Below are 26,877 nucleotides of genomic sequence, written 5' to 3' on the forward strand. Positions count from 1 at the left end.
CTAAAAAAGAAAAGCCCCAGGAAAAGGGCTTTGTAGATAAGGCTTTATAACACTTAAAAAACACGCAAGGGAGGGGATCTAAGATCTCGGATCTAGGATCTAGGATCTAGGATCTTGAATCTTGGATTTCGGATCTCGGATTCCAGATGTCAGATCCGAGATCATCACATCTGACATCTGACATTTTCCTACCGGCTGCCGCCGTTGCCCACGAGGTCGTCATTGCTGACGCCTTTCTTCTTCGACACGTTCTCGGTCATCTTGCCGAAGTTCCAGGTGAGGCCGATCGAGAAGCCGCGCATCGGCATCCGCGAAGTGCTCTCATACCGGAATTCCGGCGTCCTGGTAACCGTGGCAAAGTCGCGCTCCTTTTCCAGAAAGTTCGACAGGCCGAGGGAGATGTTGAACTTATCCTTCAACAATTTGACTCCAGTACCAATCCCATACCACACATTAAACGGGTAGGAGGTCTGGTAGGTTACAGCGTTGCGGAAATAACCCCAGTAGCCGTACGTGTAGAAGCGCTTGCTCCAGTTATAGTTGGTATTGAGGTTGGCGTTGCCCCCGTAGCCGCTGCTGCGCTCCGCCGGGTTGGCGCGGTTTACCACGCGGGAATAGCGCACATTGCCGTTTACCGACAGGTTCCACTTCTCGGAGATCTTGGCGTTGACGTTGCCGCTCAGGTTAATGCCGATTTCCTTACCCACATTTCCGGAGGTCGTATAGGTCACGCCGCTGGTCTTGTCGAAGGTGGAGTACTGCACGATCATGTTGTCGCTGTAAGTACCGGTGAGGGTGAGGCCGAAGAAGGTGCCGCCCTTGCTCATGCGGCCGCCGAGGGCGAGGCTGTGAATAAGCTGCGGCTGCAGGTCGGGGTTGCCGTAGCTCACGAAAAGCGAGTCGCTGTTGTTGCGGAAGGGATTCAGGTTCCAGATGTAGGGACGCTGCAGGCGCTGGCTGAAGTTCAGGTTCAGGTTCACGGCGCCCAGCTTGCGGCTTACCTGGATATTGGGCAGCAGGTTGTCGTACGACTGGCGGATGCGCGTATTGCCCGAGGTGAAGCGGCCGTCGACCTCCGTATGCTCGTAGCGAGCCCCGAGGCGGAAGGTCGTGCTCTTCCACTTGAAGCTGTAGGTGCCGTAGCCGCTGTACACCTGCTGGTCGTAGCTGAACTCGTTGGTGTTGAGCGGATTCACCTTGTATTCGTCGGCCGAGGAGCTGCGGGCCAGGCTCTCGAACTCGGAGGAGGCGCGGCGCAGGATCGTTTTAACACCCAGCTCAACGCGCTGGTTATTTTTCATCGGGTGGACGTAGTCGCTCTGGACGGTGTACTGCTTGTTCTTCGCCACGCTGTTGTTGATCACGTAACGGTCGGTGGCGGGATCGGGGTAATCGGTTACCGCGTCGTTGAAGGAGTTGCTGTTGCCGAACTCCCCGTTGAACCGGAGGCTGAACTCGCGCTCCTTGTTGTTGCGGAACTTCCGGGCGTAGTCGGCACCGACGGATGTAGTGGGGTATTCGTTGCGGGCCACGACGCTGTACTGGTAGCGGAAGTCGGGCGTGCCGTTGGCGTAGCTGATCGTGCCGGCCTGGTTCAGCTCGTTGCGCCCGTGGCCACCGCTTACGTTGCCGTACACCGATACGGTATTGAGCGAGTCGATCTCGTAATTGAGCTCGCCGTTGCCGAAGTTCCAGAAGTTGTTCATCCGGCGCTTGCCATACAGCTCGCGGGAGGCGTAGGCCGCGTCGGCCACAAGCGGTACGGTCACGGTGCGGTTGACGCCCGGCACGTTGATGCCGCCGCCCGAGCCGTAGTACACAGTGAAGCCGATCTTGCCGTACTTGGCGGAGAAGTTGCTGTTCGCATTCCACCAGCCGGTGCTCGTATAGTAGGTGTTCACCGAGCCGTTGTAGCCGACTACTTTTTTCTGGGTGATGATGTTGATGATCCCGCCCACTCCCTCGGCGTCGTACTTGGCCGAGGGCGAGGTGATCACTTCGATCTTCACGATCAGCGCACCGGGAAAACCCTTGAGGGCTTCCTTCACGTTCTGGGCAAACATGGCGGTCTCGCGGCCGTTGAGCAGCACCTTGAAGTTGCTCTGCCCGTTGACGGTGATGTTGCCGTCGCCGTCGACGCTTACGAAGGGCGTGCGGCGGAGGATGTCGATGGCGGTCTCGGTTTTTGCCACCGGGTCGTTGGCGACGTTATAGGCGATCTTGTCGTCGCTTGTTTCGATCAGGGGCTTGCGCGATTTGATGACCACGCCGGCCATTTCCTTCGGGGCGGCAGCGAGCACAAACGGCTCCACCTCGCGCTTCTCTCCCTTGCCCAGCGTCACTTCCACCTGCCGCTCCACGAAGCCGGTATGCGATACGATCAGCAGGTAGCGGCCGCTGTCGAGACCGCTGATCGTAAAGCGGCCCTTGTCGTTCGTATAGGCGCTTCGGAGGGGCTGCGCCGGGCTGGCCACGGCAAAGAGTTCGGCCGTTGCGTACTGCAGCGCCTTGCGGGCGGCACTGTCCTGGATCGTTCCCGTGATGCTGCCCTGGCTCATCGAAGCCAGTGTGGCCAGCAGGGCGAGGAGCAGGAAGGAGAGGCGGCGAAGGATCGTATAATTCGTCATAACAGGGGTTTTCGGTGTGGTATTACGAAATCTGTCGTAAACCTGGCGAAAACCCGCTGCGCCGCCATCCCAATTGTGTATGATTGGGGCGATTCGGGGATGAATTGACGTTATAACATGACGAACGTTTTCGTAGTTCGGTTGGGGGCGCGATGGCCTCGAATGGATTAGAAATCCGCACCCATCACGGTAAAGCTGGCCCAGTGCAGGGGTGCTGGATATTTCCGGCGCGTATCCAGCGCGGCGAGGCGGACGGCGCCGGCCGGCAGGTAGGCCGTTCCCTGCTGCAGGTAAAACAGGAAGCGGCTCATCAGGTACGCCGTCGCCGCATCGTCTACGCTCCAAAGGCTTTGCACTACGAAGAAGCTGCCGCTTAACAGAAACGAACGTGCGAGCGAGCCGGCGATGCCGCCTTCCATCGAGCGGCCGAGGCCGGTTTGGCAAGCGGAGAGGATGACCAACTCGGGTGCCCGATTCGAAGGATCCAGCCGCTGGTTCTGGATCTCACGTGTTGTCAGGAACGGGTCGTCGCCGCTCAACACGAGAAAGCTTTTGTCCATCGGCTGCTGCTCGTCGGCGACGCCGTGCGTGGCGAAATAAACGACGTCGCTTTTGCGCATCTCCTCAAGTACTGCCTGCTTGCTGGCGGCCGTTCCTTTCAGCAGCTTATACGAGCTGGCATAACGAAGGGCGCTGTCTACCTCGCGCTGAGCTCTTTCGGATGGATGCCGCGCTGCTCCGGTACGATGCCCGCAGCGGCCCGGTCCAGTTGCAGCGCCAGCCGGAGCTGGGCACCGAGCTGAAGCAGCGAGTCGGATGAAATTGCGATGCGGCGCTCCCTGACGAGTAGCTGGCCGGGCGTGAAGAACTTTTCGATCAGCGTATCGCGTTCATAGAAATAGAGCAATACGGCAAGTGGCTGTCCCCCCTCGAACATGTGACCGAGCAGCTGCGCGAAATCGGCGTCCGACTGGATCCGGTTGTTGCGATAGCGCTTCAGGATGGTCTCGGTCTCTTCGGCCGAATAGCCCCGCACAGCAGCCATCTTCTTGTACTTGCCTTCGTAGCTGGAGTAAAGACTGTCGCTATTTTGTGCGCCCGCAGCCAGCGACAGGAGCTGGAGGCAGCAGGCGCTGACGAATGTAAAAAACCGCATACGTGAAAGGTAGCATGGTTGGACAGAACCTGCAAACCTCATTGCCCGCCATTTCAGATCGACTCGGTCACCGGCTCATCGAAACCGGGACGCACAAACGCCATTGCCCCGGGGATGCGCAGGTCGATCGCCCGCTCGGCCTCGGCCAGCCGCGCAAAGAGCGGCAGCAGGCGGTCCTCGTCGGGAAAGAGCCCGTAAAGCGCGGTCAGGGAGGCGCGTGATTCGGCGAGCCCGAGGAGGATCACCTTGGCGAGGCCTTCGGGCGCAAGGGCCCACTCCGCGCGCGGGCCGTAGAGAAGGGCCAGTGCCGACCGCAGGCGCTCCTCGCCGCCGTCGGCATGGCGGCGCAGCACGTGAAGCCATTCAGTCACCCGGGTAGCCTCGCGCATCAGCTCGTTCGGGTCGCAGAGCCCGAGTGCTGCCTGCGTCGCCCGCGTCCGCGCCTGTGCGCGCCAGTAAGAAACGTCTTCGAGCAGGGCATACAGGGCGGCGCGGTAGCTGCCGAAGGCGCACCAGGCGGGGTCGCTGCGAAGTTGCTCCTCCATTGCCTCCTGCGCGCGGCCTGCTTCGGCGAGCTCTTCTTCGGTAGGCGACCGCAGCTCGATCCCTTCCACCGCGTCGCGGGGAAAGTCGGGATGCGCCGCGTAGAATTGATCAATCAGCACGGTCCAGAAGCCTTCGCTCCCGGGTTCCAGGGACGCCCCGTCGAGCGCGGCGGAGCCGGCAAAGACGGCGCAGCGGGCCGTCAGCGGGCAGCGCTCACAGCATTGATCGCAATAGCAGTAAACGGACGGAATGTAATCGGTCATGGTATCAGTTTTGGTGATCAGGAATATCGTCGAAGCCGGGGCGCCGGAAGCCGTCGGCGCCGGGAAACAGCGCGCGCCCCTCCCGGCCAATCACTTCAAGCAGCGCCAGCAGGTCGAGCACGGTATCGTCCTCACCGGCGAGGCGGAGCAGGGAGGTCAGCGCGAGGCGGGAGCGGTCCACGGCAATGAGGGCGATCTTTGCCGAGCCGTTGGCATCGCTTTGCGGCTCGAGTGCTTCTTCATCATCGTCCCAAAGCCCGTGGAGCGCGCGGCGGAACTTGATCTCGATGAAATGCTGGTACCAGCCCAGCACATGCCGGCAATCGGCAAGCAGCTCCACTTCGCTCATACTCGTTCCCACGCTTTTGATACCAAGCGTTGTCTCCTGCGCCAGCTCCCTACCCTTTCGCTCCCAGAGGCCGCTGTGGGTAAACAGTAGTTCTACGGTATCGCCGTAGCGCCGCGCTGCCTGCACCAGCGGGCAGGCATCGATGCGGGCCCGCAGCTCCTCCTGTTGCTGCGCATAAGCGGCATATTCGTCGCTGTCCGGCTCGGAGAGCACGATGCCATGCCCGGCGGCGCCCTCCTGCAGCATCCGGAGCGACCCGGCGAGGCGGCTGGCGATCGTTTGCCAGAAGGCTTCGTTTTCGGGGTCTTCGGCCTCGGGCGGAAGGTCCTGGTTCATTTCAAAAACGGCGCAGCGGGCCGTAAGCGGGCAGCGCTCGCAGCAGCGGTCGCAATAATTATGGATGTAGGGAATGTTGTCAGCCACAGCAACTCATTTGCTGCAAGCTAGAAAGCGCGGAGGCCGCCGCCATGGGAAAATCAACAGGAAATCATGGGATTTTTCCGAGGAATATTCTGAAGGTTTTGGAGGTTCTGGAGGTTCTGGAGGTTCTGAAGGTTGGAGCGACCATTGAATCGCAACTGACCGAAGCATTCAAACCTAACCTTTCGAACCAAAAACTAAACTAACCCTGAGAACCTTTCCCTTTCGGCAGCGTAATGAAAAACGTGGCGCCCTCGCCTTTTTTTCCTTCGGCGCGGATGGAGCCGCCGTGGCGGTCGACGATCTTCTGGCAGAGCGCGAGACCGAGGCCCGTGCCTTCGTAGCTGTCCTTGGAGTTGAGGCGGGTAAAGGTTTTGAAGATGCGGTCGGCCTGCTCGGGCTCGAAGCCGATGCCGTTGTCCTGCACGCGAATGCAAGCGAGTCCGGGGCCGCAGTCTTCCGCAGAAATACGGATCAGGAGCGGACGGTTCTTGTCGGCAAACTTGAGGGCGTTGTTGAGGATGTTGTAAAACAGCTGGTAGAGCAGCGTCGGAAGCCCGGACACCACGGGTAGCGGCCCTGCCTCGATCCGGGCGCCCTGCTGGTCGATCAGCACCTCGAGGTCGGAGCGGATCTGCGCGAGCACCTCGTTGAGGTCGACAGGCTCGAACTGGCGGTTCTCTCCTTCATTGAGCGAGGAGTAGCGCAGCACGCCTTCGATCATCGTATACATGCGGCGCGCGGAGAGGCGGATCTTTTCGAGGTAGTTCCGCGCGCGCTCCGGCAGCACCTCGGCGAAGTCGTGGCTGAGGCGGCTTTCGAAGGTGGCGATCTTGCGCACCGGCTCCTTGAGGTCGTGCGAGGCTACGTGCGCAAACTGCAGGAGGTCTTCGTTGGAGCGCTGCAGCTCGCGCGTGCGCTCGGCAACAAGTCGCTCGAGGGTTTCTGTCGATGTCTTCTGGTCGTGGATATCGGTGCAGGTGCCGAACCAGCGCACGATATGTCCGTCCTCGTTCTGGATGGGCGTGGCGCGGGCCAGGAGCCAGCGGTATTCGCCATCGGCGCGGCGCATGCGGTACTCGATCTCGTAGGGCTCGCCGCTGGAGAGACAGTGATGCCACACCTGCTGGGTGCGCGCCACATCATCGGGGTGCAGCAGGTGGGCCCAGCCCTCGCCCTTTGTCTGCTCGTAGGTGAGGCCCGTGAATTCGTACCAGCGCTTGTTGTAAAAATCGTGGTAGCCGTTGGCATCGGTGGCCCATACAATCTGCGGGAGGAAGTCGGCCAGCTGGCGGAGCTGCTCCTCGCTATGACGCAGGGCCGCCTCGGTGCGGCGCTGCTCGGTGATGTCGGTGTGCACGCCCACCCATTCGGCGATCGAGCCGTCGGCGGCGAGCACGGGAATGGCCTGGATATGGAAGGTGCGGTATTCGCCATCGGCGCGGCGAAGGCGGTGCTCGAACACGAACTTGCTCTTCTGCCGCACGGCTTCGTTCCAGGCATCGATCGTCGGCTGCACGTCGTCGGGGTGAACGGCGTTGGCCCAGCCGAAGCCTTCGTACTCGGCGCGGCTTTGCCCGGTGAGCGCGGCCCAGCCGGGCTGCTCGCCTGTCATCCGCCCGTCGGGGCTGTTGGTCCAGACGATGCCCTGCACGGCCTCGATGGCCGCGCCGAAGCGCTGCTCGGAGGCGCGCAGCGACTGCTCGGCCTCCATGCTGGCGGTAATATCCTGGATGGTTCCACTGAAGCGGTCGGCCGCTCCTTCCTCATCATAATAGCACTTGCCGAGGGCGCGGACGTAGCGGATGCCGCTGGGGTGAAGCACCCGGTATTCAATATCGTAGTTGGCGCACTTCGGGTCGCTGAGGGTGCGCTGGATGGTATCGACCACGCGCTGCCGGTCGTCGGGGTGGATGGCGGCGATGGCCAGGTCGAGCTGCACGTGCTCCTCTTCGGGAGGAAGACCAAACAGCTCGCGGGTGCGGCGGTTGGAGCGCAGCGAATTGTTGCGCGGGTCGACGTGCCAGTAGCCGAGGTCGGCGGCGGTGATGGCCGATTGCACTTCGTCTTCGGCGATGGCCTGCGCGCGCTTCGCCTTCACCTGTTCGGTAACGTCGTAGGCAAGCGCCATGACACCGGTGACATTACCGCCGGCATCTTTATAGGGCGCGTATTCGTAGTTGCAGTAGAAGCTCTCGATCGCCCCGCCCGGACGGTGAAACGAGATCGGCACCTCGAAGCCACGCACGGTGTTGCCGCTTCGGAACACCTCGCGCAGCTCCTCCATGTATTGGTCGGAGGTGCCGGTACGCACTTCGGCCAGCGGGCGGCCGAGCACGCCGGGGCCCAGCCCCCAGAGACGGAGCATGGCGGGGTTGGCTTCCTCGACCAGCAGGTCGGGGCCACTTAAAATGGCCAGTGCCGCGTTGACCTGGTAGAGCAGGTTGCGGCTGCGGGCGATTTTTTCGGTGGTTTCTTTGCAAACCACCAGGACGCCTTCAATGGTGCCCGCGTCGCCATACACCGGGCTCAGGCTCGATGTCCAGAATATCTCCTCGATGCGGCCATGGCGCAGCGTTGGCGAAGGCAGGTCTTCATGATAGATGGTCTCGCCCTTTTGGAGGACCTGCTGTACCATTTCCGCTACCAGCTCCCAGGCGTCGCCGTACACTTCCGGGCCGGGGCGGCCAATGCGTGCGCCGTGCGGCGTATCGTCGCCCAGCGTCGGGGCATAGGCGTCGTTGTAAAAAACGAGCAGCCCCGGGCCCCAGAGCAGCACCATGGGGAAGGCACTGAGCATCATGTTGGAGAGCGATACCCGGAAGGCCGCGGGCCACTGAGCGGGCGGCCCGAGTGGGGAATCCGCCCAGTTGAAATCGGAAAGAACAAGGCCGATCCTGCCCCTGCCGAGGGCTATGCTGTGCTGCTGGTCGTGTCCGGGTTCGTGCGTCATGGAAAGGTGGGGACCGGAGCCCGGCCGCCCCGAATGTACGCCGGGTACGGGAAACAAAGGGGCCGGGAAGACTGGCGGAACCGCGGCAACGGAACCCGGTGCGTAATAAGGAAGGGCTTTCCTACTTTCGCCGTCCAAATCAACTGCGTAACCATGAAACCACTCCTCATTGCCCTGGGGGCAATCTTCCTTGGCCTTTCCGCATCCGCGCAACCGACAGGCTATGTCATCAGGCTTACAGGCGACACGGTGCACGGCACCTTCCCCAACTACCGTTTGCAACAGTACAGCCCGGCGGAGATCCACTTTGTCAGCAATGGAACGGAACAAAAACTGCGTTCATCGTCGATCCGGGGCTTTGCGATCGACAGTGCGGAAGTGTACCGCTCGTTCGAGGGCACCCGGATGACCAACCCCCTCCAGGTGGTGCGGGAAAGCGAAGCGCAAAGCCATGCCGAAACAAAGGAACCCGTAAGCGCCTTTGTCCGGGCCTTTGCACACGCCGGAAAGATCACCTTTTATGTATACCGCGATGCCCTGCGCCCTAATTTCTATTATGCGGACGGCGAAGGTGAGCTGATCGAACTGAAACAATCGCTGCGGATCGACCCCGAAACGAGCACGGTGAATGAAAGCGGGATCTTCCGCCGCCAGCTGTGGCTCCTTTTTGGAAAAGACCCGGGTCACCTGCTGTACGAAGAAACGGCAATCGCTTCCTGGATCGAACATCAGGAGGGTGGAGACGCACTGTACCGCCGACGCAAAAATCCCGATGATGGTTTTATCGTGCTGCTGGGGCTAAGTCATAACGACGTGCAGATCAGCTCGCCTGATAAAACCCTCGAAATTCCGCTCAATATCCAGTCATCGTTCACCGCCAGTGCCGGCTACCGATTTCGCCTGAGCCCGAAACTGAAACGCGTTTTCCTTTTTCCCCAAGTCTCGCTTCTGTCGTTTCAGGCTGCGGGCCGTTTCGACACTACCAATTCCAGCCGTCTCGACAGCTTCCAGGCGCGTTCCATTATGACCGTAGGTCTGTATGCCGGCTTCCGGGTCCTTTCGACGTCACAAATCAAAGTCAACCTGTCGGGAGGAGGCGACCTGCTTTTCCTGTTCAATAACAAGTACCGTTCTTACTATGTCCGGCCCAATCCACCCTTGGGCACTGAAATACGAGAGCTCGAGAATAAGTCGCTTCTTCGGTTCACACAGCGTGTACGCGTATTGGGTGATGTAGAGTGGAAGCGCCTTATCGTCTGGGCCTCCTTTCAGCCGGCGGCTGTTTTTGCCCATGAGTACACCTTCAAGGGCACCTTCAGCACCACGCAGGCAGGGATCGGATACCGCCTCTGAGCGCATATCTTATCCCATATGACTCGTTTTCTTTTCCTTGCCCGGCTGCCTGGACCGGCGGTGCCGCCCGCGCCACGGGCCCGATTTCGCACATTCCCAATCAGCAAAACCACGGCCAATGAAACCCGGGCAATACTGTGTGCCAACACCTGGCAGCGTGCTCCCCTCCTTTTCGCAGGCCCTCCTCAGCAGCTATAAGCCCGAGCTGCCGGCGTTGCCGGCGAAGCATCCGAGGAACAGCCCGCTGACGCTGGGACCGGGCGCGCTGCCGGCGAAGATCGAACAGGCAGCGAAATCATAACCCTGCCGGAGAGCCGCTTCCGGCCGCTTCGTAACTTACTGCTATGATCAACGAACAAATCCTGCACGCGGCCTACCAGTACTTCAACAGCCGCGCCATCGACAAGCTGCTGCCGCTGCTGGCACCCGATGTGGACTGGCCGAACTCCTGGGACGGAGGCCGGCTGCACGGGCGGGATGCGGTACGTGATTACTGGATCCGGCAATGGAACGAGCGCGACCCGGTGCTGACCGCCGGCGACACCGAGCAGCTCCCCGACGGACGGCTCATCGTGCATGTGCACCATCATGTGAAAGACCATGCGGGCAATACGCTCCGGCAGGGATATGTGCGTCATATCTACAGCTTCCGCGACGGGCTCGTGTCGAAGATGATGATCGAGGACGAGTAGTGCGCCGCATACCGGCGCGCCCTACCTTTAGCGCATGACGACCAACAACGCTGCCCGGGTGGAAGAGGACCTCAATACACTGCTGCAATACCTCGTGGGCTTCGGCGCCGACCTGCTGGAGAAATACGGGGAGTTCTTCCCGCTCGGCGCCTATATCGACGTCAGTGGCGAAGTGGTGCCGCTGACGGTATACGACGGCGAGGAGCGGCCCGACAGCGAGCTCGTGATCGGGCAGCTGCAACAGGAATTCTACAACCGCGTGCAATCCGGGAATGCGATGGCCTGGGCCGTGGCCTTCGATGCGGTGGTAACCAGCGAGGAATTCCCGGAAGGCACGGATGCCATCGTGGTCAACAGCTTTCATACGCTGGCCGAGAAGCAGCTGCAATACACCTTTCCCTATTCGAATGACGACGGCAATACCAGCTTCGACGAGAAATGGTGGGCCACCTACGTCGATTAACGAGCCGCCCCAACCAACTGACATGCGTACTGTACTTCTACTGTTCCTGCTCCTGCCGGCAGCGGCCTTCGCGCAGGTACCCTATGACCTTGGCCTGCCTATGGGCGTGAGCGGCATCAGCTTCGGCGATACGGCGCAAAACACGCGCGCGCTGATGCGACAGCTCGGGATCCGACGGGTCGTGCAAACACAAAGCAGCAGCCGGCCCGCCTTCTTCTCACCCGTAACCAGCCTGCTCGACAGCAGCGGCGCCGTGCTTTCCCGCAGGGCATACAGCAACCGTACGGACAATAGCGGCAACGTCTTTTCGCTACTGGATACCTGCTCCTACGATCAAGAAGGCCGCCTGCTGCAATGGAGGAACGGTAGTGCGCGGGGAAGCGGCTTTATGCAGCTGCTTTGCCGCTATGCAGGGGATTCCGCCTGGCACTTCTACTCCTGGACGGGCTCCGGCGACTCCGGCCGGATCGGGCGCGATACAGTACTGCTTCGCCACAACAGCGCGGGGCGCCTGACCCGGTCTCAGCACAGCGCTGCCGGCTGGAAGGAGGAAGCATACTCCGTGTACTGGGCTGCCGACGGCCTCCCCGACAGCATCGTTTACGACAACCCAAACTTCCCCGTGCAGGTGTTTCAGCGGAAAAAGAAGCGAGGCGCCCTGGAGCTGCGGCTTCTCTCAGGCGGGTATACCTATACGTGGACCTACACGGATGGCCACTGCACACGCGTGCGCTACAGCACGTACCGCAAGAACTTCCGTACCGGCCAGATGGAGGACTTCGTCACCGACATCCGGTATTTCTACAACGACGACAACACGCTGCGCCGCGTGGAGGAAGAGCAAAGCGGGCTGCCCAAAGCGACGCTGCACTTTGCCTATTCGAGGTAGCGACCAATAGGGCGACCGCTGCAGCGCGGCTTCCTGCTGCCTGCAGATGCAAACCAGCCGTGCTGTTCGTTCACCCCGGCGTGCGCAGCCGCCGTTACTTCCGTACATTAGGCCATGCGCCGCTCCTACCGCAAGCTTCTCTGGTTCCTGCTTATCCTGTTCGTTGTCCTCAACGGCATAGCGGCAATGCATGCCTGGCATTTCACGCACTTCGACCCCGATGCGACCACGAAGACCGGCGAGCGCCTGTCGGCCGGGCAGAAGCTGTCGCTGGCGCTGACGGGCGTGCGGATGCCGCGGCCACAGAATGCGGCTGTGCCGGATACAGCCTGCCAGACCGTAGAACTACAGGATGACCAGCGGCTCGAGGCCTGGTGGATACCGGTGGCGGCACCGAAAGGAGCCGTGCTCCTGCTGCACGGCTATGGCGGATCGCGGGCGGGGATGCTCGACAAGGCCCGCATCTTCCGGCGGCTTGGGTACAGCACGCTGCTGCTCGACTTCCGCGGCGCCGGCGGCTCGGGTGGCAACCAGTGCACGATCGGCTACAAGGAAGCCGACGATGTAGTGGCCGCATACCGGTTCCTGCGGCAGCGCGATCCCAACATCTATCTTTTCGGCACCTCGATGGGCGCGGCGGCAGCCCTGCGCGCGCTGGCGGTCGATTCACTCCCCGTGCGCGGCGCCATCCTGGAATGTCCCTTCGGCAGCATGCAGCAGACTGTTCGCAACCGCTTCGCGATGCAGGGCGTTCCAGCCTTCCCGCTCGCCAACCTGCTGCTGTTCTGGGGCGGCGTGGAGAACGGCTTCAACGCATTTGCCCACAACCCCGAAACCTATGCCCGCTCGGTACGCTGCCCCGTATTACTACTGTGGGGCGGGCGCGACGTGAAAGTGCTCCGCTCCGAGACCGAGGCGATCTACGGCGCCCTGCAGGGCCCGAAAAAGCTCGTGACCTTCCCCGAAGCCGGACACGAAAATTACCTGCGGCTCTATGCCGCTCCGTGGACAAGGGAGGTCGACGCCTTCCTCCCGTGAAAGTGCTGTAGCTTTACCCGCGAATGAATCCTATCCAACGAATACTCCGGCTCTTTGCGGCCCCGAGAGACCCCAGGGCATCCACATCGACCGGCGCGGCAGCGACCCGCCGCGAAGCGCCGGCGGTAGCGCTCCTCGAGCTTCCCGGCTGGCAGCCTTACGATAATGGTCAAACGATCGGCAGGGCCGGCTCCGAGGGCGGAACGATCCTCTGCGACCTAGAAAATGCCAGTGGAGCCCGCATCACGCTGGAGCGGTTGGGCGAGTCGTCGCCCTTTGCCGTTACATTCGGTATCTACGGGCTGATGGTTCATACGCATTTCTGCAAGGAGCAGGACGAAGGCCTGGCGTATATGAAGGGCTCGGCCTGGGGAATGGAGCAGGTGTTTCATCTGTACGATACCCCCGAGGGCGAGCGCGACGCCGCCTGGCAGGAGGAGCACGACCGCCTGCTGTCGGACCTGACGGCCTAAGCACGTCTGTGGTTGATCGCCGGAATTGAGCTACCTTACCCAGGGCTTTCGCACAAGCCCGGGGAACAGGAAACTGTAGCGGAACAAACAGGCTTTCACCAACCACGTTTCGATATGAAAATGCTCCTTCTCCTGCTGCTGGCCTTTTCGCTTACGGCCGCTTTTACCTTTACCCGGCATCGCTCCGCGCCGAATCCCGGCGAACAGGAATCCGCCCTGACCGCCTACAAGAAACGCTTTGCCATCGGCTGCGGCCCGGGTGCCGCGGGGATCGATTTCTCCGACAGCGCCAACGTCATTCCCCTCCTCGACGGCTGGGGATCCTACCGGATGCCCGTGACGGCGATGAACGACAGCGCACGGATCTACTTCGAGCAGGGGATCAATATGTATTACGGCTTCCACATTATCGAAGCCCTCGCTTCCTTCGAACGATCGATCTCTTTCGACAGCAGCTTCGCCATGGGCTACTGGGGTAAAGCCCTCGCCTATGGGCCCAACATCAACGACTTCGGCTACAGCGCCTCGCCCGACGCACTGACTGCCGTGCGCCGCGCCCGCGCGCTGAGCGCCGGCCTGACGCCGGTGGAAGCTGCCCTTATCGGCGCAATGGAGCAGCGCTACTCGCAAGACACGACGCAGTCGCGGGAGCAGCTGAACCAGCAGTATGCCGACGCCATGAAGGCCGTGCAGCGCCGCTTCCCGGCGAGCGCCGATGCCGCTGCGCTCTATGCCGATGCCCTGATGCTGCAGCATCCCTGGGACCTGTATACACACAGCTTCGCGCCGAAACCCTGGACAGCGGAGATCGTGGCAACGCTGGAACGTGTGCTGCAACGGGTTCCGGATCATCCCGGCGCCGTGCACTATTACGTGCACGCCGTGGAAGCCTCGGCGCGACCGGAGCGCGCGCTGGCAGGCGCACGGAAGCTTCCGCTGCTCATGCCGGGTGTGGCGCACGTGGTGCATATGCCTTCGCATATCTACATCCGGGCGGGGTATTACAACGAGGGCGTGGCGGTAAACGAGCAGGCGGTGAAAAGCTATGCCGCTTATGCCAGCCTGTTTCCGCCGGTGCAGAACAACGCGCCGCTGTACCTCGTGCACAACCTGCATATGCAGGCAACCTGCGCCAACATGGGCGGCCGCTACCGCGAAGCCCTCGCCGCATCGCTCGACTGCCGCCGGGCCTTCGACAGCAGCTGGCAGGACCTTCCCGACTTCATGGGGATCTACGCCCAATACCTGTACATGACGCCCTACCTGACGCTGCTCCGCTTCGGCAAGTGGGCGGACGTGCTGCGCACGCAGGAGCCGCCCGCCGCGCACCTGTATGCGAACCTGCTGTGGCATTATGGGCGCGGGCTGGCCTTTGCGCGGAAGCACGACTTCGTTCGCGCGCGGCAGGAGCTCGCCGCACTGGAAGCTACCCTGCAGGCCCCACAGATGCGGGCGCCGGCGCCGTCGTTCTCCAACGCGGGCGTCGTGGGCGGCACGGTGGCCCGGCAGATACTGCAGGGCATTCTGGCCGAAGAACAAGGCGCGTACGACCAATCGATCGCGTTGCTCCGGGAGGCAGTGGCCCGCGAAGACAGCATGCAATACAACGAGCCGAAAGACTGGGTGCACCCTGCCCGGCACTACCTGGGCGCCGTGCTGCTGAAAGCCGGCAAGCCGGCCGAGGCGGAAACCGTATACCGGGAAGATCTCCGGATTAACCCCGCCAACGGCTGGGCCCTCGCGGGGCTGACCAGCGCCTGCAGCCGGCAGGGAAAACAAAAAGCCGCCGCAGAGGCGCGGACCCGGTGGGCAAAGGCCTTTGCGAAGGCGGATGAAAGGATCAGCGTTTCGGCGTTCTGACCGGCGGGGTACCCAGTAGACTGCGGAGCCTGGTGTGCCGCATCAGCCGGCATGCATCCGGCTAAACCTCTAATTTCGATCGGCCGGCCGCAAGCCTTCCTCATTCATTATGATCCGACTACTTTGCTGCCTTCTCCTGCTGGCACCGCTCCCTGCCTTCTGCCAACCACAGCCCGCCCTGGGCGCCGGTGTGCTGAAGATCGATATCGGGCGGGAGCCGACATTGCATTTCTATACCGATACGAATGCCGCAACGCCCGCGAAGGTCATCGCCATCGGCAAGGACAAGCAGGGCGAATTCATCATTAAGAACAAGCGGCTGGCGGGCTGGTTTCAACCCTAGCAGCTGGCGCTCGACTACGACATCTTTATCATCCGTGTAGATACGGTACTCGGGCGCTGGTACCGCGTGCTTGTCAATACGGATAAAGGCACGTACCTGTGGACAAAAGCGGGGCGGGAAAAGCAATTCAGCCGGTGGGTGCCCTTCCTGCTCACCGAAACGACGGCGATCGATCCGGGCAACGTGGAGATCAAAGCGGGCCCCGACGCTGCCGCCAAAACGATCCGGAAGGCCGGTCCGAAGGATTGCTTCGAAGCCCGGGAGATCAGGGGCGACTGGATGCGCATCCGCAGCAACCAGCAACTCGATTGCGACGAAAGCGGCAAGCCCCTCAAATCGGGCTGAATCAAATGGAGAGACAAAGGCAAACTGATGATCCGGTATTTTCTTACCTGCTGACCGCTTGCGCATGAACAATGCGAAGGGCGAGCCTACTTCGCGGTCTGAATATTCCGCTAACTTAGGCGAGCCGCGCACAACCTAACCAACTACCCACTGCATGAGTAAGAAAACCATTTTCATCATCTGCCTTATTCTCAGCCTGATCTCCGTAGGGTTCGTTTATTATGAGCCCGCGGCGCCGGCCTTTCAACAAGACAAACGGCTGGCCCCGATGATCGGGAAGCGGTTCGACGCGATCGATCTGCTGGACAGCAACAACGTAGCAACGGAGCTTTCCCCGGAGCAGGACAGCCTCACGATCCTGGACTTCTGGATGGACCAATGCCCGGGCTGCATGCGGGAAATGAAGCAGTTTGACACACTCTTACGGAAGACGAAAGCCAGTGTTTCCCTTGTCAGTGTTTCGATCAACAGCTTCAACACCTGGAAGGCCTTGTTTCATGCACGGAACAACCTGTATTCCTTCCTCGGCACAGCGAACCCGAGATGGACGCAGGTCGTTTTGAAATCGGCAGAAGACCCGCGCCTGCGAAATGATATACCGATGGATAACCTGGCGCTGATCAAGGAGCGTTTTCAAACGAATCAACTCCCGCTGTATATCGTGCTGGATGCGAAGGGCCAGGTTGTAGCGGCGCCCGAAAGCGCGGTGGCCTACCTGCAGTGGCTCAACCAACAGGAACAGCAGCCGCTGTTTGTTCGCCGCTAGCAGAACGCTGACAAAGTACTGTACCCGGTGAGCAGCCTGAGGAACTGGTCGGAGAAGATCATCAGCGATATCGGTTTCGAAGAGCGACAGCTCGACGCCATACCGGGAACCTGGAAACGGCCGTGACGATAGAGCTTTCATAGGGCTTTGCGAAATGACGTTGCCGCCGCAACTTCGCATCCAACCATCATCAACCGGAACCGTCATGGAATTCAGCCCCAGCAACCCGATCGTGCGCCTCTGTATCCAGGGTATGGACCGCGAGGCGAACGGACAGCCCGACGACGCATTGGCCCTTTTTCTCCAGGCCTGGCGCGAAGCCAGCAGCGAGCTCGAAAAATACCTGGCGGCCTTTTATGTAGCGCGCCGGCAGGAGGCACCCGCCGAGCGGCTTGCGTGGCTGCAAACCGCGCTGGAGGCCGCCCGGAAGGCAGCGCCCGAAACCGTGGTGGGCGCAGAGGCGCGGCTCCATGCCGAGCTCGCGGACTGCTACAGGGCGCTCGGCGAAGACGCGAAGGCTGCGGAGGCGGCTGCCCTGTCGGCTTCCTTACGCACAGAGATGCGGGACCACGGCCCTTTTTACCACGGCACGCGGGCCGACCTGCAACCCGGCGACCTGCTGACGGCCGGCAACCGCTCGAACTACCAGGACGACCTGCAGATGAACCATATCTACTTCACGGCGCTGCCCAATGGCGCCGGCCTGGCCGCCGCGCTGGCCCGGGGTGACGGCCGCGAGCGGGTGTACCTCGTGGAGCCGACCGGGCCCTTCGAAAACGACCCCAACGTGACCGACAACAAGTTTCCCGGCAACCCCACGCGCTCGTACCGAAGCGATGCGCCGCTGCGGATCACGGGCGAGCTGGCCGACTGGCACCGCATCTCGCCGGCGGAGCTGCAGCAATGGCGCGATAGGCTCGCGGGTAACAAGGGGAAGATCATCAATTAGCGCTAGCGATCGAAAGGCATCCCGAATGGGTCGTTGCGATGCGGGTGAAGGACCGTATGCATGAGCCGTTTTGCGGGCCGGATTCGGTACCTTTAGAAAGGCGTTTTCCCGGCGGAAGCGCAGCGAATCCAATGACCCAAAAACCACGGATATGAATCAGCTAACCGAGGTCAACACAGACACCCTTGTCTCCATCCTGGCCCAATTACGGTCGCACAACCCGCAGATCGGCAACTACGTAAGCAGCACCGTCAACCCCGACGGAAGCTACGCGGTGCAACTGGACAACGGCAACGTGGAGATCCCCGCGCGGATGGTGAATGAGTACGGGCGTGTGGCGCCCTACAAGACCGAAAGCGAGTACCGGTCGGTAGCGGCCGGCTACGTGGCGCACGAAGTGCCGGCCGAAGAAGAAAAGATCCCCCTCATCGACCCCGCCATTGTGCCGGAGAGCAAGGCCGCGCGGATGCGGCGGCTGTTCATCACGGGCATCCTGCTGGTGCTGGCGGTGATCTTTTTGCTGACGCTGCTGCTCTGACCCAGGGCTGCACGGCACCGGAGGCTACCGCTTCGCCGGCTTGCCCGGGCGCCCCGATGGCGCATGTTACCCGTGCGCAGCCCTGCTGTACCCCTCCGACGACCCGCTTTACCCGCGCGCCGGCATCCCGGAACACTCCGACGGCCTGTTGTATCGATGCGCTGGCTTCCCCCAACACTCCGATGCCTCGGCTGAACACTCCGATGGCTTCCTGTACTGCTCCGATGCATTCCTGTAACACTCCGATGGCTTCCTGTAACACTCCGATGGCTTCCTGTAATGGTCCGATGGCTTCCTGTAACGCTCCGATGGCTTCCTGCAACACTCCGATCCCTTCCTGTAACGCTCCGATAGCTTCCTGTAACAGCCCGATGCCTTCCTGTATCCCTCCGAACGTTGATTGCACAAAAAAGCCCCGCGGCTGGCGGGGCGGTCAGGCTGAAGCAGGTACTCAGGCGAGGCCGGCCTTTTCGAGGCGTCGCATTTCGCTGCGGAAAATGAATTTCGCGGCCTCCGCGGCAGCGGGCACCTTGGCCTTGTCGAGGGAGCCGATATAGGCCTTCACGGCCCTGGCCGTATCGACAATCCCGGTGCCGGGACCGTACAGGATCATATCGCGGCGCAGGATGGCTTCGGTGAGCGCTGCCTCCAGGGGTACGATGCCGGTGTTGGCCGCTTTCATCGCGTGGTGGCGGGCGCGGAGGGTGGCTACGGAGAGCTCGGTTTCGGCGGGCGCATAGGCCGGCGTTTCGGCCAGGAAGGCCACGAGCTTGCCGAAGGTCTCCTGCAGCATGTCGTAGCTCTGTTGCGACACCGAGCGGGCCTGCGCGGCTTCCTGCCCATCCACTGCCTTGGGTGCCGGCGTGGCGCGGGTGCCCTGCATCTTTTTGTTCAGGCTTTCGGCCTTGGCAACGGTGCCGGCGGGGGCGCCGGAGCTGCGCAGGCTTTTCATCAGGCGCGTACACAGGGGGCCATAACCCTTGAAGGCTTCGGCGCGGCGGTCGACCGCTTCGGTGTACGCGCGGCGTGCCGCCTCGGCGCGGTCGAGGGCATCGCGGGCCTCAACGGCCTTCTGCGCGAGGGCCGTGCGTTTCAGTTGTTCGTTGGAAGGCTGGTAGTGGGCGCCCAGGACGCCGGTCAATTCATAAAGTCCGTCAAAATTGGCGCGGTTCACGTCATGTCCGGTTTCGGAACGGGAAGGCATAGTCGACAAGATTTAGGGGTTAGAAATGAATGTCGACCTGAAGATAAAAATGGAGGGTGCAGAAAAACAATAGTAGAAATACGGAGTTTTTTGGGGAGGGGATAAAATTCAGCGCTGGTAGGTAAACGGTTTTAAACATTTACAAGTACTTTGCTTTGCGCAAAGCGGCTTCATTGCGTTATGTAGGTGCAGCTGGTTGCGGATATTTATGTGTTAAGCGCAATGCTACAGTCTGTAGGCCGAAGAGTCTAAACACAATGTTCGAACATACCATTACCAAAACATGCCAAATGAAGAAATTTGACCTTAACATTGAGAAGATTCTCGAAAACTGGGATACTTCACATGCTGTAAGAGAAATCATCGCAAACGCACTCGATGAACAACTTCTGACAAATACAAAAAGTGTCGAAATTTTCAAAAATGGAAATTCTTGGCTGATTCGTGACTTCGGACGTGGAATACAATACACCCATTTGACACAAAACGAAAATCAAGAAAAGCTTAAAAGCACAAGCGTAATCGGCAAGTTCGGAATTGGATTAAAAGACGCGTTTGCAACTTTCGACAGAAAGAAAATCAGAGTTATCGCCAAATCAAAACATAGCCAGATTACGATTTCGAAGTCTGAAAAGGAAGGATTTAAAGACATAATTACTCTTCATGCGATCATAGAAGATCCTACTGATGCCAGATTTATTGGAACTGAATTCGAACTAATTGGTGCTACAGACAAGGATATTGAAGATGCAAAAAACCTTTTTTTACAATTTTCGGGCGAGCGCATAATTGAGTCAACAAAACAGGGGCAAGTAGTCGAGAAAAAGGGAAAGAATGGGAACATATACATCAACGGCGTCAAAGTCGCAGAAGAGGAGAACTTTTTATTTAGCTACAACATTACAGTGATGAATGCGGCGATAAAAAAGGCTTTGAACAGAGAGCGAACTAATGTTGGCAGAAGTGCTTATACCGACTCCGTTAAAAAAGTTCTGTTGGCTTCGGCTTCTCGAGAGGTGGCTGAAGTCCTTGCAAAGGATTTGACTAACATAAATCGCGGAACTGCCCATGATGAACTTAGTTGGATTGATGTTCAGGAACACTCAGTAAAAATATTAAACCAACAAGGGAAGTACTTGTTCGTCACTGCGATGGAAGCAATGCAGCACCCAGATATGGTTGAACAGGCAAGAAACAGTGGGCATGAAATAATTACGATTCCTGAAAACTTGAAGTATAAAATTGAAGGTTCTAGTGATCTATCAGGTAACCCTATTGTAGACATAGGGCAATTCGTGTCAAACTACAATGACAGTTTCGATTTCAATTTTATAGACGTAGAAAATTTGAGCAAGAGAGAGTTAGATATCTATAAATTGACGCCGAGGATTGTCGAATTATTTGGTGGGCAACCGAGAAATGTAAAATCTATTAGAATTTCTTCGACAATGCGTAAAGACTTATTTGCGGACGTCGAAACGCTTGGTTGTTGGGATGAAAAAACGAGTTCCATAGTACTATCGCGGACCACACTGAAGAATATAGCTGATTACTCCGGCACGTTAATTCATGAGCTAATTCATGCAAAGACAGGACAGGACGATGTAACAAGAGCGTTTGAAAGTTCATTGACAGAAACTATAGGAAGGTTATGTGGACACATTCTAGACAGTTAGGAGCTTAGGGAATATACCAAAGCAGGGGGTCATCTTAGAAACTGACCGCACTGCGCTTAACATGGGCTGTTGCGCTAAGGCCTGCAAGCAGTTGTTATAATTTTTATCTTCCAGCTCGGCCACAGCGCAAAGCCCTAGTCGTTAACGGCAATCCAGGACCATGACTCAAATCGAAGAGCAAATATCGAACCTCCAGACATCGCTTACTGAAACGCTAATTGCCATTGACTATCGGTTTTCTATTCTAGCAGAGAAACAACTTGCCAAGCGGTTTAAGCCGTTGGCGTTTATTTATAGACTTCTTGATGAGTATGCTATTCTAAAGGTTGCGGTACTTATTGACATAGACGACCGTTTTCATATCCAGAAACCCTATTTAAAACTGCTATCGGACCCTGTTCTGAACCGAACTCTTACTGCTAACCAAATCGAGGCTATCAAAGCTCAGAACAACGAACTCACTACAATCGTAAGCTCTGAGTTTGCAAAGCGCTTGACGAAAGTTCGAAATAAGTACATCGCCCATAACGATCTTTTAACGCGGCAGTCTTCCGTAATCGATATGAAAGAAATCAATGAGTTTGTTGTTTCAATTATCAAAGTCCTAAATACAACTTGCAATGAGCTGGGGCTGCCTACAATCCCAAAAGCCTCAATCAAAGCAAATTCCCTCGACGATATGCTCCAAGCCTTGAAGGACTGCCGCTAACAGGGGCTGTTTCGCTATGGCTCCCGAACACTCCGGTAATTCGTAATTTCATTCTTGGCCACTGCATAGCACTGGCCCGTGGCCGCAAGCAACGATTGTTCAACCACAGATGATTTAGTCGCAGAATGAAAGAGTGGGTTGCAATTATTCGAAACCACTTTTCCCGAATTCCGGACGTTGACGTTTCCCCCGGCCGGCATACAACAACATCAAAGAATGAAACGCTTTCAGAAAATATTAAAATGGGGTTCACTTGCGCTAATTGCAATAGGAGTTTTTTACTTTTCTGACATCCGTTTTCAAAAACTAAATGATGAACGCAAAGACTACGTAATAGGACTCAACCTGGAAATGAATGGCGTTATTTCAAAAATAAATGATCCACTATACTACAATGGAGTTACGATTTTGAAGATTAAAATTGCACATTCAAACCGGTCGGACATCTACTGTACCAACAATTATTGCTATGGACTGATAAAGGGCAACTGGGCTTACATCTTTCAGCCGGTTGACCCCAACTATATCAAGGAAGGCGATTCTGTCGTGATTTCAAGTAAGACAATATCTTTCGTTGTTCCAAAGAATAAGATTACGCTTAACATGCAAGCTACAAGCAATCAGCTTTTTTATAAATATGCAAACAAATACGTTCAGAAATACCCTCTTTGATTGAATCTATTATTCCTATTAAGACCAGACTCAACTTATCCGTAGAAAAAGAGAATTGCCTTTTCAATAACCCAAAAGGCGTTGGTGCAACATTTTCTTCTTGCAGCGGCTGCGGCAAGCCTTCAATCAAATTCTTTACTTTTCGAACACTTCACAAAAAGAGTAGTTTAGACTTATTTTAGAAAGATGAATACGGACTCATTACTCAAGCCTGTGATAACGGGTATTGCCATTATAATAACGGCCTTTATTTTAGGCACTGCGTTTAAAAACAGAAATGCCACACAAGACTCTATTTCTGTTGTCGGTCTCGGAACCCGCGATTTTGAATCCGATGAACTTTATTGGTCGGGCAAATTTTCGGCAAAAGCAGTAGTGGCAAAGGATGCTTACACGATGATCAATAGTGACAAGGAAAAAGTAAAGGATTTTTTTATCGCCAAGGGCTTTATTAAACCAAATGAATTTGCATTTGGGGGCGTTAGCTTCGAGAAATCCTACCGCACTTACCCTTGAATCAAACGGTGAGGTTAAAAAGACTGAACAAATATTTGACGGGTACATTGCTACCCAAAGCGTTTCATTCAGCAGCCGGAAAAATCCTGTGTTGATGAAGAAGATTGAACATGTCGTCGATCAAACATCAGAGTTGATCAACTCCGGTATCGAATTCGATGGTAATCCAATTCAATATACCTATTCGGATCTCGCGAGCCTCAAACATAACCTGATCGAAAATGCATCGCAGGATGCCAGGGAGCGGGCGCAGAAAATTGTACATACGGCGAATGGCAGCCTTGGCAAATTAAAAGATGCTTCGATGGGTGTATTTCAAATTACCGGCAAAGGTTCTATTGAAGAAGACAGTTATGGCGGGAACAACGATACCTACAGCAAAAACAAGACGGCAAGAATTACGGTCAGGCTCACTTATATCTTAGATTAACGTCCCGTCAGGCCAGCGATAGGCACTGTCCGTTATGCTACCGACCGAAGAACAGATAAATGTCCTGGATTTACTTCGCGGGCGAGCGTAACTTATTTCTGAAGTCGCGCTATTGTTTCCAATCAACAATTGAATCAGCAATGAGTCCAATGCACGAAAATCTTCTCAACAAATTTGACGAAAAGACGCGTCGGGGCTACCCGTTGGGTGAGGTGAAGCAAGACTTGCTGGAGCTGGGCTACACACGGGAAGAGGCGGAGGAGTTCATGCAGGCGCTGGGCTCGAGAATCAATGAGAAGGTGGCGGATAAAGAAAAGAATTTAATGAGCACCGCAGCCTTACTGCTGTTCCTCTGTGGGCTTGTTCTGTATGTATTCGGAGGCCGGATGGGACTATTGTTTATGCTGGCGGGTACGATCTGGTGGATTGTCATTTTTTTCAACAGGAAGAGCGAGCCGACGAATGCAGGCGATAGGTCGCTGCGCTGAGCGCAGGATACTCAGTTAAGGGCATAGTGCGCCAGCCAGCGTTTCTCAAAGCGGTTACCTAACTTCGTTTGTCAGGCTAACCGGAAAGCCTGTCCGCTGTGCATTCTCGACAATCAACTTTCTATGCGGGTATTTTTCGTATGTATCATTGTCCTCATTGCTAATTGCACAAGCGGGCAGCAAGTCAGTGTGAAGCAATTTTTCATTCCGAAGGCGACCGCTTTTCGATACCAAATAGATTCGGTGGAGTTTTGGGGGCGTGCCTGGACTTGTACCGCACCTTTTGAAGTCCACGTTTTTTCAGCGAGCATGGATCGAAAGACTAGACTTGTTACCATTCAAGGATGCTTTGGATTAATTGGCTCAAGCAACGATACATTGGGCGTAGAGCCTCTGTTTGTCATCTATAGTCCTTTGAAGAGGAAGGCGATTTCTAATTTGACGAATCTCACGAAGGAAATAACGAAGAGAGATAATGGCTTTTTTACAATCGAGTTCTTCCCTGTGGATAGTAGTGAACTAATCATAGGAGTACCAGGCCGAGTCGAGGTAGCTTATGAATTTGATCTTTCGAAGCTTTATAAATGGCGGAAAACCCCTTGACAGCGAAGGACAGGCATTTCGCTCGCCTACTGTCCCAAAGTAGAAAGTAACCTAATTTAGAGCGGCGTGCGCAATTCACGTGTAGTTAGGCGCAAGCGAAGACAACCTAAACCCTGAAAACAAACATGAAAAAGCTGCTTTCCTACAAACATTGGCAACTGTTTCTCCTGGTCGCTGTTTGTGGCGCCTGGACATCGCCCAGCCCGCTGAAAGAAATCGTGAACAGTGTTGCTGTAATAACGTTTACCCTTTGGATCTATGCGATCGGGGTGTACGGGCAGGAGCGCATCGCGGCATTGGGACTGAAACCCATGAACCTGAGGCTGTTTAAAACAAATGTGGTTGTTACAGGTTCATTCTTCCTGTTGGGACTGGCATTTTCAATAATCCAGGGAGAGGTTGACCCGGCAACAACGGACACTATCGACCTGGCAGACATCATTTATATAGCCGGCGGATTTTACGTGGTATTTGCCATGCTGCAGGCAACCCTCTTCGCCTGCAAGACGCTGGCAAAACTTGAATACAAACGGGAAGTAACGTTTGGTGACTACTTCAACAACCTGCTCCTTGTGTTTTTCTTCTTCGTTGGCGTTTGGTTCCTGCAGCCGAAGGTGAACCGGCTGATCGCTACAAAAGAAGAAGTTGCGTACTGACGAATGAGGCGCACAACCGGCATTTTGACAACATAGCGGGGCAACGGCCCAAACCCATTCCTACCAAACCATGAGACTGATCATCTATCTTATTACAGCGGCATACGCCTTCCTGTCACCACCCTTCCCCTATTACTATTTCATCCAGGACAGCAACCGCGAGATGGCCTGCAGGGTCGGCGCTTGTTTGTATTTCATAGGGATGGGCATCCTTTGGCAACGCTATAAAAAGGCGTTGCCGCTCTGGAGCTGCGGGCTGTTTGCCGTGCTGTCCATCGCTTCGCTGGCGCTGTTTCCGTTCATCTTCGAGCAGTTCTACCAGAACAACGTGAATCTGACTAACAGTCATTTGGTCAGAAGATCGTCGAACCTGACCGGTGGTATCGTTCTGGCGGTACAGGCGATGGCCCTCCTGTTTGTTATCCGAAGGGTAAAGAAAGCGTCGGGGGCAAAGCCGACCTACCGATAGGCTCCTCCCGCCTGCTTGCCCTATTAGCGCACCCGGCCTACGGTGCCCACAACCAGCGTTATTTGAAAATGGGATGGCGGTCACTTGGCCGTTCATCGGCTTCCTCCAGATTCGTTATTTTTGGTACCTGATAACCAACGCATGACAAAGTCCCGCATCGTACCCGCAAGTTTTATTCTTGGCCTTGTATTCACCATCATCGGCGCCATGCAAAAAATTCTCCATCACGCCAACGCCGATGTGTGGATGATCCTTTCCGCTGTGCTGACAGGTGTTTTTATAATTTCAACTATTTATGAAGTTCAGACTTCGAAAAAAGCAACACGGGCGGAGAAAACCTTGTGGAGCCTGGCCTTTGTGTTTTTCTCGGGAATTGCCGGAATAGTGTACCTGTTGTCCGCCCGGAAAAAGATCGCCAGCACATAATCTGTCCACCGAAGGAACACGGCGGACAACCCTCGAAAAACTCAACATGAAAGCAGCGATCATACTGTCGCTACTCGGACTGACCTTCAGTGGAAATGTCGCTGCGCAGAGCGCTGCGCAGCCGATCCGGGTCGATACGACAATCACAAAGTTTCACCTGGCAGCAGACTTCCAGGGCACACTTGTTTACACATTAAACGGCCCGGCCGACATCAACAAGCAAAACCCTACCGCGTTTTCAATAACCCGGATGCCGAATGCCAGCATCCAGGACGCCAAAGACCAATTGGAAATGTTGCTAAACCTGTCGCGGCAAAATGGCTATGCCATAACTGACCTTATAAAACGCGATACGCTGATCAATGGGGTAAAAGCGTTTATCATCAGCTACAAAGAGTCTATTAAGGAAGAGGGATATTTCAATTTCGTCTTTAACGGAATTCTTGTTACGAAGAACGTGGCGACGATATTTACCAGCGGTGACCTGAACAATGGAAAGTATACCGACCTCTTCAAAAAGACTTTCTATGCAATAAAGCTTTGACGGCTCATTCGCGGCCAGAACGCAAAGCTTTTGTCGTTAAGCGCCATTGGCATTCACCCGAAACCTGAAAATGATATGACATTTCTAATATACGGCCAATCGAAAACGCCAATTGGAGTCGACAGGACACTTTGTCCCTGTCGTGTATGTGAAAGAGATACATGGAGCGACCTGATGGTTGAAAGCGTGTACATGCATTTTTTCTTCGTTCCGATCCTCCCGGTAGACAAGGTTGCTAATTTAATCTGCGACGAATGCGGCAATAAGCGCTACGGGATCGCCTTCGATCAAAGCGTAATTCCGAACTACGCGGAAATCAAAGGCAAATTCCGACACCCCGTAAAGACCTACCTGGTTTCCGCAATTGTTGGAATTGGTATCCTGGCTTCTTTTATCAAACCATTGTTTGATACAAAGCTTCAACCCAAGTAGTACGTCGATGCAGGCGGCTTAACAAGTGT

The 26,877-nt window shown here is 56.7% G+C and carries 29 protein-coding genes and 1 pseudogene; 23 read left to right on the top strand and 7 right to left on the bottom strand.

Annotated features, from left to right (window positions below; all coding sequences use genetic code 11):
* Positions 1-188 precede the first annotated feature (188 nt).
* The 6 genes and pseudogenes from ACYU7Z_RS08805 to ACYU7Z_RS08830 form a co-directional block, all read right to left on the bottom strand.
* The gene (locus ACYU7Z_RS08805) at positions 189-2,627 is read right to left on the bottom strand and encodes a TonB-dependent receptor (RefSeq protein WP_460569500.1); all 2,439 of its coding nucleotides are present in this window, start codon (positions 2,625-2,627) and stop codon (positions 189-191) included.
* Positions 2,628-2,794: 167 nt separating this feature from the next.
* A pseudogene (locus ACYU7Z_RS08810) lies at positions 2,795-3,307 on the bottom strand (CHAT domain-containing protein); the annotation flags it as partial.
* A 17-nt stretch (positions 3,308-3,324) separates the two neighbouring features.
* Positions 3,325-3,783, bottom strand: coding sequence for a hypothetical protein (locus ACYU7Z_RS08815; RefSeq protein WP_460569502.1), 459 nt, complete (start codon positions 3,781-3,783; stop codon positions 3,325-3,327).
* A gap of 53 nt (positions 3,784-3,836) precedes the next feature.
* Positions 3,837-4,448, bottom strand: a complete 612-nt coding sequence (locus ACYU7Z_RS08820; RefSeq protein ID WP_460569504.1) for a hypothetical protein — start codon at positions 4,446-4,448, stop codon at positions 3,837-3,839.
* A gap of 148 nt (positions 4,449-4,596) precedes the next feature.
* The gene (locus tag ACYU7Z_RS08825) at positions 4,597-5,364 is read right to left on the bottom strand and encodes a hypothetical protein (protein WP_460569505.1); all 768 of its coding nucleotides are present in this window, start codon (positions 5,362-5,364) and stop codon (positions 4,597-4,599) included.
* A gap of 199 nt (positions 5,365-5,563) precedes the next feature.
* A complete protein-coding gene (locus ACYU7Z_RS08830; protein ID WP_460569507.1) occupies positions 5,564-8,314 on the bottom strand; it encodes a PAS domain-containing protein in 2,751 nt (916 codons plus the stop codon).
* Between the two features lie 33 nt (positions 8,315-8,347).
* Between ACYU7Z_RS08830 and ACYU7Z_RS08835 the strand changes: the two genes are divergently transcribed.
* The 13 genes from ACYU7Z_RS08835 to ACYU7Z_RS08895 all read left to right on the top strand — a co-directional run bounded on the left by ACYU7Z_RS08835 (position 8,348) and on the right by ACYU7Z_RS08895 (position 18,023).
* Complete coding sequence (locus tag ACYU7Z_RS08835; protein ID WP_460569509.1) at positions 8,348-9,667, top strand: hypothetical protein; 1,320 nt, start codon at positions 8,348-8,350, stop codon at positions 9,665-9,667.
* A 118-nt stretch (positions 9,668-9,785) separates the two neighbouring features.
* Complete coding sequence (locus ACYU7Z_RS08840) at positions 9,786-9,968, top strand: hypothetical protein (protein ID WP_460569511.1); 183 nt, start codon at positions 9,786-9,788, stop codon at positions 9,966-9,968.
* A gap of 43 nt (positions 9,969-10,011) precedes the next feature.
* Entirely contained in the window at positions 10,012-10,359 is a 348-nt protein-coding gene (locus tag ACYU7Z_RS08845; protein ID WP_460569513.1) for a nuclear transport factor 2 family protein, read from the top strand.
* A 34-nt stretch (positions 10,360-10,393) separates the two neighbouring features.
* Positions 10,394-10,822: a hypothetical protein gene (locus ACYU7Z_RS08850; protein WP_460569515.1), complete on the top strand. Its 429-nt coding sequence runs from the start codon at positions 10,394-10,396 to the stop codon at positions 10,820-10,822.
* Positions 10,823-10,844: 22 nt separating this feature from the next.
* On the top strand, positions 10,845-11,711 hold the full coding sequence (locus ACYU7Z_RS08855) for a hypothetical protein (RefSeq protein WP_460569517.1): 867 nt from the start codon (positions 10,845-10,847) through the stop codon (positions 11,709-11,711).
* Positions 11,712-11,825: 114 nt separating this feature from the next.
* Positions 11,826-12,749, top strand: a complete 924-nt coding sequence (locus ACYU7Z_RS08860) for an alpha/beta hydrolase (protein ID WP_460569519.1) — start codon at positions 11,826-11,828, stop codon at positions 12,747-12,749.
* A gap of 23 nt (positions 12,750-12,772) precedes the next feature.
* The gene (locus ACYU7Z_RS08865; protein ID WP_460569521.1) at positions 12,773-13,222 is read left to right on the top strand and encodes a hypothetical protein; all 450 of its coding nucleotides are present in this window, start codon (positions 12,773-12,775) and stop codon (positions 13,220-13,222) included.
* Between the two features lie 114 nt (positions 13,223-13,336).
* Entirely contained in the window at positions 13,337-15,082 is a 1,746-nt protein-coding gene (locus tag ACYU7Z_RS08870; protein WP_460569523.1) for a tetratricopeptide repeat protein, read from the top strand.
* A gap of 109 nt (positions 15,083-15,191) precedes the next feature.
* On the top strand, positions 15,192-15,425 hold the full coding sequence (locus ACYU7Z_RS08875; protein ID WP_460569525.1) for a hypothetical protein: 234 nt from the start codon (positions 15,192-15,194) through the stop codon (positions 15,423-15,425).
* 66 nt (positions 15,426-15,491) lie between these two features.
* Entirely contained in the window at positions 15,492-15,770 is a 279-nt protein-coding gene (locus ACYU7Z_RS08880) for a hypothetical protein (RefSeq protein ID WP_460569527.1), read from the top strand.
* A 154-nt stretch (positions 15,771-15,924) separates the two neighbouring features.
* Complete coding sequence (locus tag ACYU7Z_RS08885; protein ID WP_460569529.1) at positions 15,925-16,536, top strand: TlpA family protein disulfide reductase; 612 nt, start codon at positions 15,925-15,927, stop codon at positions 16,534-16,536.
* A gap of 559 nt (positions 16,537-17,095) precedes the next feature.
* Entirely contained in the window at positions 17,096-17,485 is a 390-nt protein-coding gene (gene arr / locus ACYU7Z_RS08890) for an NAD(+)--rifampin ADP-ribosyltransferase (protein ID WP_460572404.1), read from the top strand.
* A gap of 151 nt (positions 17,486-17,636) precedes the next feature.
* On the top strand, positions 17,637-18,023 hold the full coding sequence (locus ACYU7Z_RS08895) for a hypothetical protein (protein WP_460569531.1): 387 nt from the start codon (positions 17,637-17,639) through the stop codon (positions 18,021-18,023).
* Positions 18,024-18,474: 451 nt separating this feature from the next.
* Here the strand turns inward: ACYU7Z_RS08895 and ACYU7Z_RS08900 are convergent, their stop codons facing one another.
* A complete protein-coding gene (locus ACYU7Z_RS08900) occupies positions 18,475-19,227 on the bottom strand; it encodes a hypothetical protein (protein WP_460569533.1) in 753 nt (250 codons plus the stop codon).
* Between the two features lie 290 nt (positions 19,228-19,517).
* Between ACYU7Z_RS08900 and ACYU7Z_RS08905 the strand changes: the two genes are divergently transcribed.
* From ACYU7Z_RS08905 to ACYU7Z_RS08950, 10 genes are all read left to right on the top strand, one after another.
* Positions 19,518-20,903: an ATP-binding protein gene (locus ACYU7Z_RS08905; protein ID WP_460569535.1), complete on the top strand. Its 1,386-nt coding sequence runs from the start codon at positions 19,518-19,520 to the stop codon at positions 20,901-20,903.
* Positions 20,904-21,063: 160 nt separating this feature from the next.
* The gene (locus tag ACYU7Z_RS08910) at positions 21,064-21,612 is read left to right on the top strand and encodes an AbiU2 domain-containing protein (protein ID WP_460569537.1); all 549 of its coding nucleotides are present in this window, start codon (positions 21,064-21,066) and stop codon (positions 21,610-21,612) included.
* A 216-nt stretch (positions 21,613-21,828) separates the two neighbouring features.
* The gene (locus ACYU7Z_RS08915; RefSeq protein WP_460569539.1) at positions 21,829-22,284 is read left to right on the top strand and encodes a hypothetical protein; all 456 of its coding nucleotides are present in this window, start codon (positions 21,829-21,831) and stop codon (positions 22,282-22,284) included.
* A gap of 186 nt (positions 22,285-22,470) precedes the next feature.
* Positions 22,471-22,800, top strand: a complete 330-nt coding sequence (locus ACYU7Z_RS08920; protein ID WP_460569541.1) for a hypothetical protein — start codon at positions 22,471-22,473, stop codon at positions 22,798-22,800.
* Positions 22,745-23,230 carry an SIMPL domain-containing protein gene (locus ACYU7Z_RS08925; RefSeq protein WP_460569543.1) on the top strand — a complete coding sequence of 162 codons (486 nt, stop codon included), beginning with the start codon at positions 22,745-22,747 and terminating at the stop codon, positions 23,228-23,230. The genes ACYU7Z_RS08920 and ACYU7Z_RS08925 overlap by 56 nt, the downstream gene beginning before the upstream one ends.
* Before the next feature lie 59 nt (positions 23,231-23,289).
* Complete coding sequence (locus ACYU7Z_RS08930; protein WP_460569544.1) at positions 23,290-23,718, top strand: hypothetical protein; 429 nt, start codon at positions 23,290-23,292, stop codon at positions 23,716-23,718.
* 728 nt (positions 23,719-24,446) lie between these two features.
* The gene (locus ACYU7Z_RS08935; RefSeq protein WP_460569546.1) at positions 24,447-24,977 is read left to right on the top strand and encodes a hypothetical protein; all 531 of its coding nucleotides are present in this window, start codon (positions 24,447-24,449) and stop codon (positions 24,975-24,977) included.
* Between the two features lie 70 nt (positions 24,978-25,047).
* Positions 25,048-25,446 carry a hypothetical protein gene (locus ACYU7Z_RS08940; protein ID WP_460569548.1) on the top strand — a complete coding sequence of 133 codons (399 nt, stop codon included), beginning with the start codon at positions 25,048-25,050 and terminating at the stop codon, positions 25,444-25,446.
* A 141-nt stretch (positions 25,447-25,587) separates the two neighbouring features.
* Positions 25,588-25,872, top strand: coding sequence for a hypothetical protein (locus ACYU7Z_RS08945; RefSeq protein ID WP_460569550.1), 285 nt, complete (start codon positions 25,588-25,590; stop codon positions 25,870-25,872).
* A gap of 46 nt (positions 25,873-25,918) precedes the next feature.
* The gene (locus tag ACYU7Z_RS08950; RefSeq protein ID WP_460569552.1) at positions 25,919-26,416 is read left to right on the top strand and encodes a hypothetical protein; all 498 of its coding nucleotides are present in this window, start codon (positions 25,919-25,921) and stop codon (positions 26,414-26,416) included.
* Positions 26,417-26,877: the final 461 nt, after the last annotated feature.

It is taken from the genome of Flaviaestuariibacter terrae (assembly GCF_054777635.1).